At 53.2% G+C, this 13,526-nt stretch carries 10 protein-coding genes and 1 tRNA gene; 7 read left to right on the top strand and 4 right to left on the bottom strand.

What is annotated here, in order from left to right:
- Positions 1 to 93 precede the first annotated feature (93 nt).
- Together EPO04_02375 and EPO04_02370 are read left to right on the top strand one after the other, a co-directional pair.
- Positions 94 to 381 (top strand): hypothetical protein, encoded by a 288-nt coding sequence (locus tag EPO04_02375; protein TAK88934.1) that lies wholly within the window; start codon positions 94 to 96, stop codon positions 379 to 381.
- Positions 378 to 2,756: an ATP-dependent Clp protease ATP-binding subunit gene (locus EPO04_02370; protein ID TAK88933.1), complete on the top strand. Its 2,379-nt coding sequence runs from the start codon at positions 378 to 380 to the stop codon at positions 2,754 to 2,756. Before EPO04_02375 ends, EPO04_02370 begins: the two co-directional genes overlap by 4 nt.
- Positions 2,757 to 3,181: 425 nt before the next feature.
- Here the strand turns inward: EPO04_02370 and smpB are convergent, their stop codons facing one another.
- Entirely contained in the window at positions 3,182 to 3,649 is a 468-nt protein-coding gene (smpB, locus tag EPO04_02365) for an SsrA-binding protein SmpB (GenBank protein ID TAK88932.1), read from the bottom strand.
- Positions 3,650 to 3,676: 27 nt separating this feature from the next.
- Between smpB and EPO04_02360 the strand changes: the two genes are divergently transcribed.
- From EPO04_02360 to EPO04_02350, 3 genes are read left to right on the top strand one after another with little or no spacing between them, the layout of a single operon-like run.
- Entirely contained in the window at positions 3,677 to 5,320 is a 1,644-nt protein-coding gene (locus tag EPO04_02360) for an arginine--tRNA ligase (protein TAK88931.1), read from the top strand.
- Between the two features lie 59 nt (positions 5,321 to 5,379).
- On the top strand, positions 5,380 to 8,244 hold the full coding sequence (locus tag EPO04_02355) for an ATP-dependent helicase (GenBank protein ID TAK88930.1): 2,865 nt from the start codon (positions 5,380 to 5,382) through the stop codon (positions 8,242 to 8,244).
- Positions 8,241 to 8,750 (top strand): hypothetical protein, encoded by a 510-nt coding sequence (locus tag EPO04_02350; GenBank protein ID TAK88929.1) that lies wholly within the window; start codon positions 8,241 to 8,243, stop codon positions 8,748 to 8,750. The genes EPO04_02355 and EPO04_02350 overlap by 4 nt, the downstream gene beginning before the upstream one ends.
- 337 nt (positions 8,751 to 9,087) lie before the next feature.
- On the opposite strand, the gene EPO04_02345 is transcribed toward EPO04_02350, so the two are convergent.
- Both EPO04_02345 and EPO04_02340 read right to left on the bottom strand, forming a co-directional pair.
- The gene (locus EPO04_02345; protein TAK88928.1) at positions 9,088 to 9,354 is read right to left on the bottom strand and encodes a hypothetical protein; all 267 of its coding nucleotides are present in this window, start codon (positions 9,352 to 9,354) and stop codon (positions 9,088 to 9,090) included.
- 139 nt (positions 9,355 to 9,493) lie between these two features.
- Positions 9,494 to 9,570: transfer RNA gene (locus EPO04_02340), tRNA-Pro, on the bottom strand.
- Positions 9,571 to 10,051: 481 nt separating this feature from the next.
- Between EPO04_02340 and EPO04_02335 the strand changes: the two genes are divergently transcribed.
- Together EPO04_02335 and trpS are read left to right on the top strand one after the other, a co-directional pair.
- On the top strand, positions 10,052 to 11,110 hold the full coding sequence (locus tag EPO04_02335; GenBank protein ID TAK88927.1) for a DNA recombination protein RmuC: 1,059 nt from the start codon (positions 10,052 to 10,054) through the stop codon (positions 11,108 to 11,110).
- 9 nt (positions 11,111 to 11,119) lie between these two features.
- Positions 11,120 to 12,124, top strand: coding sequence for a tryptophan--tRNA ligase (trpS, locus tag EPO04_02330; GenBank protein TAK88926.1), 1,005 nt, complete (start codon positions 11,120 to 11,122; stop codon positions 12,122 to 12,124).
- A gap of 597 nt (positions 12,125 to 12,721) precedes the next feature.
- Here trpS and EPO04_02325 read toward each other — a convergent pair.
- Positions 12,722 to 13,519 carry a hypothetical protein gene (locus EPO04_02325; GenBank protein TAK88925.1) on the bottom strand — a complete coding sequence of 266 codons (798 nt, stop codon included), beginning with the start codon at positions 13,517 to 13,519 and terminating at the stop codon, positions 12,722 to 12,724.
- Positions 13,520 to 13,526: the final 7 nt, after the last annotated feature.

The following is a 13,526-nucleotide window of genomic DNA, read 5'->3' as shown; positions in this document are numbered from 1 at the left end:
CGGTGGTAAAATATGCTTATGCTTGCGATAGAGGTGTGTCTTTGGTGGTATCAAGATGGGTGGCGGCAGCTGCTATCTAGGAGTCGGCGATTTATGAGCCGGCTGATTGCGGTGTTTTCGGTTCCGATCTTACTGCAAACTTTGTTTTCTCCTTGGCGCCAGATTATAAGTTATCGCGATGGTAGCTTTGGCTCGGGCATTCGGGCCGGTTTTGATAACCTGATTTCTCGAATGGTGGGATTTAGTGTTCGAGTACTGGTATTGTTCACCGCTTTTATTGTTATTTCGCTGGTATCACTAGCCACCTTGCTGGTACTAGTGCTGTGGCCCTTAATGCCGTTGCTAGCCCTAGCTAGCATTGTGTGGGGGATTGTCGGATGAGCCAGATGAACTACAACCGGTCTGGTCGTCGAATCAAGCAAGCTCGCTTGCGCCGTCGACTTGGTTCGTGGGGCGCACCGGTGTTATGGGGCGTAATTATCGTATTGGTAACCGCCTGGCTGTTCGCACTGCAACAGGGCAGTCAACTCGGCTGGACCGCCCTAGGATTGGCGTTGCTGGTTTTGATGGCGCAGTTATGGAATCGGTGGCAGTTGCGTAACCTGCCAACCACCGGCTCTCTCGATAGCCCAGCGGTTACTCTCGACCAGTTAATTGAAGCGCAACTACTGTCGCAGCTGCCGTGGCCAGCAACATCCGATGTAGCTTTTACATCAGCTGCTTCTACCTGGGAAGGATCATTCATTCTGCTGAGACTTGGTTTGCCTAAAGATATAACGTTGCAGATACTACAACAAAATCCGTATGATCCTTGGGATCAGGTGGTTGCAACCGCCAAACAGTACAATATCTCCGAGATAGATGGGGCGGTAGTGGTGGCGGCAATCTTAATTAATGCTCCGGGGCTAGATGCGGCACTTCAAGCCGTCAAGTTAGGCAAGGAGGATGTTATAGCGGTGTTGCAGTGGCAGCACCGGCTTAAACTACAGTTAAAGGCTCTTGAAAACCGGCCGGTATTTGGTGGCGTTGGGCGCGACTGGGCTAGCGGCTACACGCCGCTACTCAACCAGTACGCCCAAAACCTCAGCCAACAGGTTGAAAGTGGCGCCTACCGCCATCTACCTCAGATTCACGAGCCGGTGGTTGATCAGTTGGTTGAGCTGCTATCTGGCAATCGCGCCAATGTGGCACTGATCGGGGACGCCGGAGCCGGTAAAACCGCACTGGTTTATTCGTTGGCCGAACGCATTCTAAAGGGGGACAGAGCCAAGTCGTTACAGTACAACTACATCTTAAAACTCAACGCCTCATTACTGCTATCGGCCGGTGGTCAGATCGAGGAGGTGGTAATGCGACTGCTGGCCGAGGCAGCGCATGCCCGTAACATCATTTTATTCCTAGATGAAGCCCAGCTGTTCTTTGGTAGCGGCACCGGTGCGGTTGATCTGTCGCAAGTGTTGTTGCCGGTGCTGCAGCAGTCGCCACTCAAGATCATTATGACCATGGCGCCATCAGATTGGCAGCACCTGTCGGCTGCGAGCGCTGGTCTGGCCGCTAGTATCCAGCGAGTAACCGTGCCGGCCCCTTCACCCGAAGACAGCCTGCAGGTGATGGCCGACGCCGCCAACTCGATTGAGGCCGCCCCCAACCTAGTTACAACCTACCAGGCCATCAAGGAGGCTTACAGCTTGGCCGACCGCTATCTGCCGGAGTCGGCCTTCCCTGGTAAGGGCATTAGTTTAATCGAGAGCGCTTCGCACTACACTCAGCAGGGCTTCATTACCCAAACCTCGGTTCAGCAGGCGGTTGAGACGATGACCGGCGCCAAGATAACCGCGGCTGAGACTCCCGAGAAGCAGCAGCTACTCAACCTGGAGGATGAGATTCATAAGCGCATGGTTAACCAGAGCCGAGCGGTGACGGTGGTGTCCGATGCTCTACGCCGGGCCCGTGCCGGTGTACGTAATCAAAACCGCCCGGTTGGCAGCTTTTTGTTCCTGGGTCCAACCGGAGTTGGTAAGACCGAGCTGGCCCGTGCCTTGGCCGACGTCTACTTTGGTGGCCAAAACCAGATTATTCGGGTGGATATGAGCGAGTACCAGCAGCCCAAGGATACCGACCGTCTGCTGGCTCCTGGTGCCGGTAGTCGCACCGGTAGTAGCCTGATCGGCGATATTCGCCACCAACCTTTTAGTGTGGTCTTGTTTGATGAGATAGAAAAGGCGCACCCAGATGTGCTTAACCTGTTGCTACAGCTGCTGGATGAGGGTCGTTTAACCGACACACAGGGTAGGGAGGCCTCATTTAAGGACGCTATTATCATCTCTACCTCTAATGCCGCCGCCGATGTGATCCGACAGAAGATTGAGGCTGGCCAGGAGCTGGTAGAGTTTGAGGATGAAATTGTTAGCGGTCTCATTGAATCGCACCAGTTCCGCCCGGAGCTATTGAACCGCTTTGATGAGATCGTTTTGTTCCGCCCATTAAATAAGGCCGAGTTGAGGCAGGTGGTTGAGCTAATGCTGCGCGGCGTTAACGCCACATTAGCCGCTCAAAAAATTTCGGTGAGCCTAACGGCCGCCGCGATTGACTGGCTGGTCGACCGCGGTTACGACCCACGACTGGGCGCCCGGCCAATGCGGCGGATGGTCCAGCGGGCGGTTGAGAACACAATTGCTCAGCGCATTTTGAGTGGCCAAATTCAGCCCGGTGCTAGCGTCACGCTTGACGCCGCTGACCTCCACGTCGCCGACTAGGCGGTTGGGCCAGCGCGCATTTAATATATCCATAACAATTTGTAAGCATAAAAATAACGGCTTGGGAAAGCCGTTATTTTCGTGTGTTTGAGTGGGTTTTGGTTTTGAGTACTGATTTTGTTCAAGTACCTAAATACAGATTAACGTAGGTGTAAAACCTCTGTCAATACATTTTTTCGATTTTTATGAAAAAAGTTATGCTTATTGTTAATTTTAATGACCGGCCAGGCCGTCTAGCCGCCCGCGTCGCCGCCAAAATGCACCCGCGACAATGACTAAAAACGGCCCGCAGTTATTGTCGGGCGGTTGCCGCTACGATCGTTAAAGCGCGTTCATCGTTCGCGACCGTTTGCGCTCGGCCCGACGACGCCCGACGTTGCCGGCCAACGCTCAGCCAACGCTCCGCCCAAAGTCAGCCGCTAGTTTTAAGACGCTTTGGTGCGCTGGCGCATAGCGCGTCCGGCCTCACGGTCTTGCTCGCGCTTTTTAATGGTCTCGCGTTTATCGTACCGTTTTTTACCGCGGCCCAGGCCAACCACGAGCTTAACCAGCCCTTTTTGCTCAATTAAGGCCAGTGGTACCGGTTGAATTCCTTGCTCGCGACCGGTTTTAAGCTCTTCTAGCTGCTTTTTATGTAGTAATAGCTTGCGTGACCGCTCTGGATCGAGTTTAAGGCCCGCAGCCGGCGCGTATGGCGTAAAATAGGCACCATGAAGCCAGGCCTCGCCATCTTTTAAGGTGACAAAGCTGCCTTTTAGGCTAATCTGGCCAAGCTTGGCACTCTTAACCTCTGGGCCGTTCAAAACCAATCCAGCGGTGAGAGTCTCATCAATGCTGTAATCGTAGCGGCCGCGTCGATTTTGGGCGAGCTGTTTCATAACCCTATTATACATCTGGAATCAGATTGGTATAATGGCCTTATGTCAATCAACGAAATCCAGTCTGCAATCGAGGCGACCATCAAGGACGCCTTTGATGTATCAGATGTAAAGGTAGAACTAAGCTATCCCGATATTGAGCATGGTCAGCTGGCCACCAATGTGGCTTTTAAATTAGCCGGTCAGCTCAAGCAGGCTCCTAACCAGATAGCCGAGCAGCTGGCGCTCAAGATTAAGCATCCTGCCGTGGCCAGCGCCAAGGCTGCCGGGGGATTCATTAACCTAAACTTAACTCCGGCCTACTGGATTGAGCAGGCCGCCGCCATCACTCCAGATTACGGCTCAAGTCAGGTCGGCAAGGGCCACAAGGTTCAGGTTGAGTTTATCTCGGCCAACCCGACCGGTCCGATGACGCTTGGCAATGGTCGCGGAGGCTACAATGGTGATGTGCTGGCTAATGTGCTTACCAGTGCCGGCTACCAGGTTGAGCGGGAGTATTACCTTAATGATGCCGGTAATCAGATTAAACTGGTGCGCAGCAGCATTTATGCGGTGGTGTTAGAGCGCTTAACCCATAAGCCCACCGATCATATTCGCGGCTATCGCGGCGAATACATTGAGGAGTGGGCCGATAAGGTGGTGGTGTTAATTCAACAACAGCATGCTAATCCGGCCAGCTTGAGCGATCAACAGATAGAGGAGCTGACCAATCGTCACATTGATGAGCTAGGGGTAATCGGCTGTATCGTTGATCAAATTAAGGCGACCGTCGCCAGAATGGGGATCAACTTTGATAACTGGTTTTCGGAGCTGTACAACCTACACAAGACCGGCAAGGTAAAAGCCTTGGTCGATGGGTTGGTTGAAAATGGGCAGGCGATCGAAAAAGATGGCGCGATCTGGCTAAAAGAGGCCGCCGAAGATAGTGGCGACCGAGTTTTACAGAAGTCGGACGGCGGTTACACCTATTTGGCAGCCGACCTGGCCTACCATATGAATAAGTTTGAGCGCGGCTTTGACACCTTGATTAACCTGTGGGGGTCGGATCACGCCGCTCAAGTTCCTTCGCTGCAGCATGGTCTCAAGCTGTTGGGGGCGACCGGTGAGCTTAAGATTATTCTGTTCCAGCTGGTAAGGCTTATTAAGGACGGTAAAGAGTTCAAGGTGAGTAAGCGGGCCGGTACCTATGTCACCATCGATGAGCTGCTCGACCAGGTCCCATCAGATGTACTACGCTTCTTCTTCTTAATGCGTTCTTATAATGCGCCGATGGACCTTGATCTGGATCTGGCGAAGGAGCAGTCCCAGAAGAACCCGATGTATTATCTAATGTATTCTTACGCGCGGGCCAACTCAATCTTAGAGCAAGCTTCCCAGAGGGATCTGCAGCCACTTAAGCCTGAGCAGATGACCGATCTTACCCCAAGTGAAACCGCTCTCATTCGCCAGTTAACTCGATTGCCACAGCTGCTCCAAGAGATAGTCGGCGACTACGGGGTGCACCGGCTCAGCTTTTACGGGGTAGAGGTGGCTCAGCTGTTCCACGAACTATATGAGAGCCAAAAGATCATCGATCTAGCCCCCGAGCAAGCCGCCCAACGCTTGGCCCTAATCCAGGTTTACGTCACCTTTATGGAGCGTTATTTCCAGCTACTGGGCATCACTCCAATCAAGAAGATGGGGTAGAGGTCCAACCTTTTGACGGGTCCGACCTCTAGTTGGGTCGGACCCTGTATAATACTCATATGGATATTGGGTCGTTTAACCCGGTTCAGCGCCAGGCGGTAGAGCATGGCGAGGGGCCAGCTTTGATTGTAGCCGGTGCTGGTACCGGCAAGACTCACGTGATCACTTCACGGATTGCTTACCTTATCGAGCAGGGAAAGGCCAGTCCGGGCCAGATTCTGGCCCTAACATTTACCGAAAAGGCCGCTCGCGAAATGGCCGAACGTCTCTACGACTTAATTGGCTGGCGGTCCTATCAGGTGGCGGTGATGACCTTTCACGCTTTTGGCTCGGAGCTGCTGGGTCGCTACGCCAATCACATTGGCCGATCGGTCCGGGGTGGCTTAATCAACACCACCCAGAAAGCTCTTTTACTGCAGCAGCATATTGATCGGGTTGAGCTGTCATACTACGGACCACATGCCAACATCTTTGAGTTTCTTGAAGGCTTGGTTGAGCACATGGGTATGCTCCAAAACGCTGGCATCTCTCCGAGTGATTATGCTGCGTATGCTGAAAAACTAACCAAAGATCCAGGCGATATGCACGCTCAGGATGTGGCCGAACAGCAGGACTTAGCTAAGCTTTATTCACTGTATGAGCAGATCAAAGCAGAGACCGGCACCTTTGACTATAATGATCAGCTGCAAATACCGTTGAATATATTACAACAAAGACCAAACCTGGCCGCACGTCTCTCGAAGGAGTACAAGTACGTACTGGTAGACGAATACCAGGACACCAACACCTTGCAAGATGAGTTGCTGCGCAGCTTCATTGGCCCAACCGGTAATCTGTTTGCGGTCGGTGACGATGATCAAGCAATTTATGGATTCCGCGGCGCTCAGATCGATAACATTTTAAGCTTTGTCGATCACTTTAAGGTCAAGCAGCCACTAGTTTTAACCGATAACTACCGATCTGGGCAGGAAATTCTAGATGGCGCCTATCGCTTAATTCAGCACAACAACCCCGAACGTCTCGAGGCCAAGCTGCATCTTAAAAAACAGCTTAAGGGGCAGTTTGAGGGTAGCCAGGTAGAGTTTAAGCCGTACTCTTCGGCGAGCGAGGAGCTGGCGGGTGTAACTGAGGCAATTCAAGCTAGGGTCACCGCCGGCGAGAGTCCAGGTGGTATAGCGGTTCTGTCGGCAACGCACGCCCCCTTAAAGCAGTTGGCTAAGAGCTTGCGCCAGCGCCAGCTGCCATTCGCCTTATCGACCCAGGTTAATATCTTTGAGCAGCCAGAACTTAACCAGTTGTGGTATCTGTTGCAGTGGGTGGGTCTTAAGGCCGAGGATGACAGTATTGGGCATGTCTTGATGGGAGATCATTTTGGCTGGACGGCCGGTCGCTACCGAGAGCTGTTAAGCGATAGCCGTGAACAGATGACCACGGTCGAAGCAGCGCTGGTGGCTAGCGATCAAGATGATGCCAAAAAGGTGTTAGATGACCTGGAGGAGTGGCGGCAGTTGGCGCGCAGCGTTCCGGTTAGCCAACTGGCTTACACCTTAATCTTTAAAACAGGTGTTTCTGATACCTGGATTAAGCGCGCCGAAGATTCACCCCGAATGGTTCGGGTATTTGAGGACTTAGGTCGCTTACTCGAGCAAATGCAGGATTACGAAACGGTGGCAACCGATCCTACCCTTAAGGGCTATTTAGGTACCTTCCCTAAGCCGCCATCGATTGAGGTGGCCGAGCCGCTTGGCGAGGAGGGAGGAGTGCAGCTGCTAACCGTACATGCCTCAAAGGGGTTGGAGTTTGACACCGTTTACTTAATTGGCTGCACTCAACGCAACTGGTCGCCTAGTCGCGGCAGGGGCTGGGTAATACCGGAGGCTTTAACCCCGGCCACCGAGCTGCCACCTGAGCACGAGCTGCGCCGCCTGATGTACGTGGCGGTAACCAGGGCCAAGCAGCAGCTAATTTTGAGTTCCGCCACCCAGACCGCGAGTGGTACCAGGCAGACGATCAGCCCTTTTATTGAGGAGTTATTGGGACAGAAGCCGGCTATAGCTCAGTCCGAGAAAAACCCATCAAAAAGCGCAAAAACGGCGATGTCAAAATTACAGCGCTTTTACCCATTACAGCATCAAGCCCCGGATAAGTTGCCGTTTGAGACCGACGATGGCTGGTTGGAGCTCGGTGTTAACGATCTGGGCGGTTACGACTTTTGCCCATACGATTTTTACCTCGAAAAGGTGTTGGGTATTCGTGCTCCTTATGGCCCGCAGCTAGCCCTGGGGACAGCGGTTCATACGGTGATTCAAGCTTGGTACCAGGGTAAGCTAAAGGGCGAGGAGGTGCCGCTAGCCGACCTGTTGGCGCGCCTCGATGAGCTATGGAGCGACCGTGGTTACGGTAGCCAGGCTCAGTCGGAGCAGGCTCGCCAGCAAGCCCAGGCCGCCATCAAGCACTTCTTTACTCGGGAGCGCCAAGAGAGCGATCGAGTAATCCTCGGCTCAGAGCTACCAATCAAGCTGGAGATACCGGAAGCCAAGCTTCGGCTTAAGGGGCGGATCGATGCTTATTTCAAGACCTCAGCAGGCGTTCAGTTGCGCGACTTTAAGACCGGCCGCAAAAATGACGCCGAAAAGCTGGCTAAGTCGGCTAAAAATAACTTCCAGCTGCGCACTTACGCGGTGGCCTACCAGCAAATGACGGGGGAGGCCCCTAGCTCGGTAGCGCTAGATTACGTAATGACCCAGACCGAAGGCGTGGCCGAGCTGTCCAGTACCATACTAAACAACCATCGCGATAAGCTTATTAAGCTTTCCGCCGCTATTCGCCAGCGGCAGTTCGCCCCCAACCCATCCAATGTTCATGAATGCGCCGCAATCCGTTACTACGGCGTTGGCGAAGCTGAAGAGGCCGATAATTCGTGACTCAACAGATAGGTAATAATTACAACAATATTGAAGTTAGAGACGAAATATGGCTGCAGCAGCTGCTCGATGACACCTGGGACCGCTATTTTAGCGAAGTGCCTCAAGCCAATATTGTGAGGATTGTTTTTGGTAAACGGGCTAAGCGCCAACTAGGTTCAATCCGACTCGATCCCAAAGAACCAAACGTCACCATCATAACTATGAACGGTCTTTTTCGTGATCCAACCATACCCAGCTTTGTGGTTGAGTCGACCTTGGTGCATGAACTAATTCATTACTCACACGGTTTTAACTCGCCCTTAGACCAGTTACACAAGCATCCGCATGCTGGAGGGGTGGTGCGTAAAGAGTATGCTGAGCGCGGCTTAGAGCAGCTCTACCTTGATCAGCAAAAGTGGCTAAAAGCCAACTGGCCAGAGATAGTTCGACGCAATTTTGCGCCACCAAAACCCCGCCGCCGGATTCGGCGCGGCATTCCCAAGCCCTTCTGGTTTGTTGGTTGAAAAAGGGGTTAGGATAGGCTAGTATTATCATACCAATGGTTCGCGGACCTCGGGTTGCTCATGCAACGTGGGGGATTGGTACCAAAAACAGCAGCTTTCGCTGCTGTTTTTTTGATGTCTGGTGGAGCTATCGGGAATCGAACCCGACAGGGCTAGATCGCGGGCCAGCCCGCGGCACCAGCCGTAGCCCCCTGCTACGAACTCACCAGACTTTTGGATAGTATCAAGCTGATATTAAAGAATTATTAAGCCAGATAGGCTTCAGGTATATAAACGTGAAGGGGGCCCGCGTTCTTTCCGTGAACACGGGCCCCAAAGTGGGTGGGAGGTTGTACTGCTATGCCGGCGTCAGCTGACGCGAGCCGAGTAGCTGGATCCCGGGGAGCCGTTCGATCCAGCCGATGCCGGTTGTCGTGGTCACCTGCGAGAAGAACAGCTTCCGAGCCTCAGCCTCGCTGATCCCGGTGAGGCCCATCTTCTCCATCTCGGTGAGGTCGGCTGAGCTGTTCGGCCTCACGCGACGCGTGAGCTCGTTCCCACCGAGGGGATCCGGGAGCTGCTGCTCGCCATCCAGAAGTCGGACGGCGATCTTGAAGCGTGCCATGATGGCGGCTACCTCCAGTTGTGGTTGTGCGGCCGGGGCCGCTTTGCTTATTCAACAGATAAACAACACCGCTGAATATTCCCGAATGTTACCATAAGAAGCATTAAAAGTCAATCAGTTTTGACAGAATTATAAGTGCTGGTCGGGGTGAGAGGACTTGAACCTCCGACCTCAGCAACCCGAATGCTGCGCGCTAGCCAACTGCGCCACACCCCGACAACAGATGAATGATACCGCATTGAGTTATTGATGGCTAGATAAGAGCTGAACACCCCAATGCAAGATGCAATGGGGTGTTACTGGGTGGACGGGTCGCTGCCTCGTTCACCTCGGGTCGGGCCTCGAGCTGAGGCTGCCCTACGAGAGCCATTTGCGATCCAGCCGGGATTTCGCCGCCGCGAATTGGCGGGTTTGGGTTTGGGCGGAGACTTTGCGGCTGGGGTGGGCTCTGATGTAGGAGGGGGCTGAATCAGAACCTCGGCCCGCTGGTCTTCTGGCTCCTGTCCGCAGTTAGGGCAAGGGGCGTTGAAGATGTTCGGGTCGTAGGCGCCGCAGTTGGTGCAGATCGGTTCACTCAAAAGGTGCTCCTTTGGTCGGGAATACCTGCATTATCCACCCGCCGGATTGCGCTGGCAATGGTAAAAATTCCAGTTCAAAAATCGTGACATAACCGAACGAATACCGTACACTTAATGACATGGAACTGATAGTAGCAGCGGTAATAGTAGCGGTGGCGGTGATTGGATCGGCCGCATTTGTGGTGACTCAGCGCAAGCCCAAGGCAGAGGAGCAGAAGCCGGATCAAAGCTTCATACTCCTGCAGGAGCAGCTGGCCAAGCTGACTGATCGCATGGACGAGCGTCTGGATAAGTCGAACGACGCCATGCAGTCGGCGGTGCGTCAGCAGTTCGCGGCCAGCAGTAAGCTGATTGGCGAGGTGACGCGTGACCTGACTCAACTCAAGGAGAGTAATAAGCAAGTACTCAACATCACCGACGAGCTCAAGCTGCTTCAAAACACCCTCCAGAACCCCAAGCAGCGCGGTGTGCTGGGCGAGTACTTTTTGCAGAGTGTGCTTGAAAACGTGCTGTCGCCGGAGCGGTTCACCCTGCAACACCGCTTTAAGGACGGTGAGACTGTTGACGCGGTGATTAAGTTGGATCGCGGCAAGCTACTGCCGGTCGACTCCAAGTTCAGCCTGGAAAACTACAACCGCTTGGTTGAGGAGAAGGATAAGGCGCGCCAGGATGCGCTGATCAAGGCGATCAAGAGCGATCTGAAACTGCGCATTGATGAAACCAGTAAGTATATCCGTCCGGACGAAGACACCATGGACTTTGCCTTCATGTTCATCCCGAGTGAGGCGGTATATTATGATCTGCTGATTAACAAAGTTGGTACGCTGCAGACCAACGCGCGCGACTTGATTGAGTATGCCTTCCGCGACAAGCGGGTGATCATTGTGTCGCCAACCTCGTTCATGGCCTACCTCCAGACCGTTCTACAGGGCCTCAGAAGCTTAGAGATCGAAGAAAAGGCAAAGGATATCCAAAAGCACGTTGGGCAGCTTGGAAAGCACCTCATAGCGCATGAGACCTACATGCAAAAGCTTGGTGGCTCGCTTGGCACCACCGTGAATCACTACAACACCGCCTACAAAGAGCTGGCTAAGGTTGATAAAGATGTGGTTAAGATCGCCGAGACCACGCCGGCAATTGAACCGGTTCTGGTCGACAAGCCCGACACAAACGACTAATATTGGCTTATGAAGCGCATTCTTTCTGGCATCCGTGCAAATAGCGATCTGACACTTGGTAATTATCTTGGCGCCCTCAAGCCGTGGGTGGCGCTGCAGCCAGCTGACGCTGGCTCGCCACAGGACACCGAGTACTTCTTTTTCATCCCCACCCTGCATAGCTTGGTTGGCCGCCCTGACCCAACCGAGTTGCGTACCAACACGCTGTCGAACGCGGCCTGGTTTATTGCCGCTGGCTTGGATCCAGCCAAGGTAACGCTGTACGTCCAGTCGCAGATCCCAGCCCACAGTGAGCTTGCCTGGATTTTTAACAACTACGTAACCATGGGTGAGCTGAATCGGCAGACCCAATTTAAGGATAAGTCCAAGAAGGGTGGAGCCGAAGGTCAGCTCGTCGGTATGTTTACCTATCCAGCGCTGATGGCCGCCGATATTCTGTTGTATGACGCCAACGAGGTGCCGGTTGGTGACGACCAGACTCAGCACGTTGAGCTGGCCCGCGATATCGCTCAGCGTTTTAACAACCTGTACGGCGAAACCTTTGTGCTACCAAAAGCTACCAAGCCGGTGGCTGGCGCGCGCATCATGAACCTACAGGATCCAAGCCGCAAGATGAGTAAGAGCGACGATGATCAGTCGGGCAACATTTTGCTAACCGACTCGCCTGAGGAGATGCGCACCAAGATTAAGCGAGCGGTGACCGACTCTGGCAGCGAGGTAAAGGGGGGTGAGAGCAAGCCGGCCATCACCAACCTGCTCGAAATTTACTCGGCCATTACTGGCCGCAAGGTGTCCGCGATTGAGCAGGAGTACGCCGGCAAGGGCTATGGCGACTTTAAGAGCGGTCTCGCTGACGCGGTGGTTGAACACATAGAGCCAATCCAGCGGCGTCATGACGAGTTAATGAGCGATACCGAGCAATTATTGGCTATTTTAGAAACCGGCCGGCAAAGGGCCGCCGTGATCGCCGAAGAAAAACTCTCCCAGGTTAAGTCGACCCTCGGCTTGCTCTAAAACCTAGATATTTTTACAGATAGAGAAGTGTAAGTTGTAAAAGTTACTACAGATTTTTCTTGAGTAAGTGTTGACTTTTTTATTGTGCTTATGCTAGACTTGGATCAAGTCGGAACTATTGGACCGACAAACCTTGAAAACCAATTGCACCTCGTTTTTTGTCACACCATCCACGGTGGGACCAGCCCGGACTTAGGAGTATCCCCCTTGCTTTCTAATTCCGGACTGGTCCTACTGTTTGAGAAGAGTTACATCGTTGGTAACACTTTGCCGGATCTGAGATAGGTTTTGGTCGCGATCATGTCGTCGTGGTCAGAAGCTATCTCAGATACCACAAAGATGGTAGTGATTGCACCTTTTGTCGTAGTTTTCCTTACCACGACAATCAGTACAATAGTTTCTTTGTGCTCCAAAACTTAACTCAGAGCATAAGGTTACTAACGGGGCGACAGGCGCCAACTAAGTAATACTTTTGGGCGGATCCTAGTCGCCCCGACACGTTGCATTTATCAAAGCACCCGTGCCGGGTGCTTTTTCGTGCCAAAATTTAATAATTACGGTTTCAGGGCCTCCGTTAGGGAAGCCCTGAGGGGTCGTTTAGTAGCCCTGACGCTCAGCTCGTCTTTCGAGCACCTCAGCCATATTGGGCGGGAACGGCCGCTTGAGAAGCCCAAAGGCAGTTTCAAGCTGCAGACCGGTGGTTCGCATAAGAGCATTGTGCTCTTCGAGCCAGGCGTCAACCGCTTCGTCACCGATAGCGATGCTCAGCTTGAGCGGTTGCTCTGGGAAGGTGCTCATTTGGGGGAACATGCTGTTGCCGCGAAATCCAGCGGTGTTGATTTTCTCATCAAGCGGAAGAGACCAATCCCACTCATTTCTGGTCAGCCAACTCTGAGCTCTTACGCCGTGTGAGGCCAGGTTGAGGTTAAGACTCCCCTGGAAAAGCTCCCATTTGACCGATCCAGCATCATTGAATCTGGGCGCTGGCATCCGAGCGACATATCGCGCCAACCCAAGCCTTAACGAATCCTCCACGATACGCAGTCGCTTGCCCTTGATGATGCCGATCACTAGATCGGTATGAACGTGGGTGTATGACTGGTTGCCGTCGATGGGGCCACCGTGTAGCGTGGTGACCTCTTCAGTCCAGCAGCGACATATCAAAACCAGCTCGCCCTGATGCGCCGCCAACTGCTCTTGTAGGTAGAAGTAGCGGTTGATGATCTGGGCGTTGTAATCCTCAAGTCGGCGGGTGACGAAGTCGCTCAAAGGATCACCGAGCGTTGCTTCACCCGCAATGACCTGCTTGACCAGCTTAGCTCGACGAGCCTGGTTTTCCTCAAGCATCCTGTCTAGATCTTCGACCTCGTTGAGTACATTCTTCGGACGCGCCATAACGACT

It is taken from the genome of Patescibacteria group bacterium (genome assembly GCA_004297735.1).
Lineage (GTDB): Bacteria > Patescibacteriota > Saccharimonadia > UBA4664 > SCTI01 > SCTI01.
Note: the sequence above shows the minus strand (reverse complement) of the source record. Positions and strands in the feature narration are given on the sequence as shown.

Excerpts from the sequence above, each read along its gene's own strand:
- EPO04_02375 (TAK88934.1), top strand. The coding sequence starts at position 94 with ATGAGCCGGCTGATTGCGGTGTTTTCGGTTCCGATCTTACTGCAAACT.
- EPO04_02360 (TAK88931.1), top strand. The coding sequence starts at position 3,677 with ATGTCAATCAACGAAATCCAGTCTGCAATCGAGGCGACCATCAAGGAC.
- EPO04_02370 (TAK88933.1), top strand. The coding sequence starts at position 378 with ATGAGCCAGATGAACTACAACCGGTCTGGTCGTCGAATCAAGCAAGCT.
- EPO04_02325 (TAK88925.1), bottom strand. The coding sequence starts at position 13,519 with ATGGCGCGTCCGAAGAATGTACTCAACGAGGTCGAAGATCTAGACAGG.
- EPO04_02335 (TAK88927.1), top strand. The coding sequence starts at position 10,052 with ATGGAACTGATAGTAGCAGCGGTAATAGTAGCGGTGGCGGTGATTGGA.
- EPO04_02345 (TAK88928.1), bottom strand. The coding sequence starts at position 9,354 with ATGGCACGCTTCAAGATCGCCGTCCGACTTCTGGATGGCGAGCAGCAG.
- EPO04_02355 (TAK88930.1), top strand. The coding sequence starts at position 5,380 with ATGGATATTGGGTCGTTTAACCCGGTTCAGCGCCAGGCGGTAGAGCAT.
- trpS (TAK88926.1), top strand. The coding sequence starts at position 11,120 with ATGAAGCGCATTCTTTCTGGCATCCGTGCAAATAGCGATCTGACACTT.
- smpB (TAK88932.1), bottom strand. The coding sequence starts at position 3,649 with ATGTATAATAGGGTTATGAAACAGCTCGCCCAAAATCGACGCGGCCGC.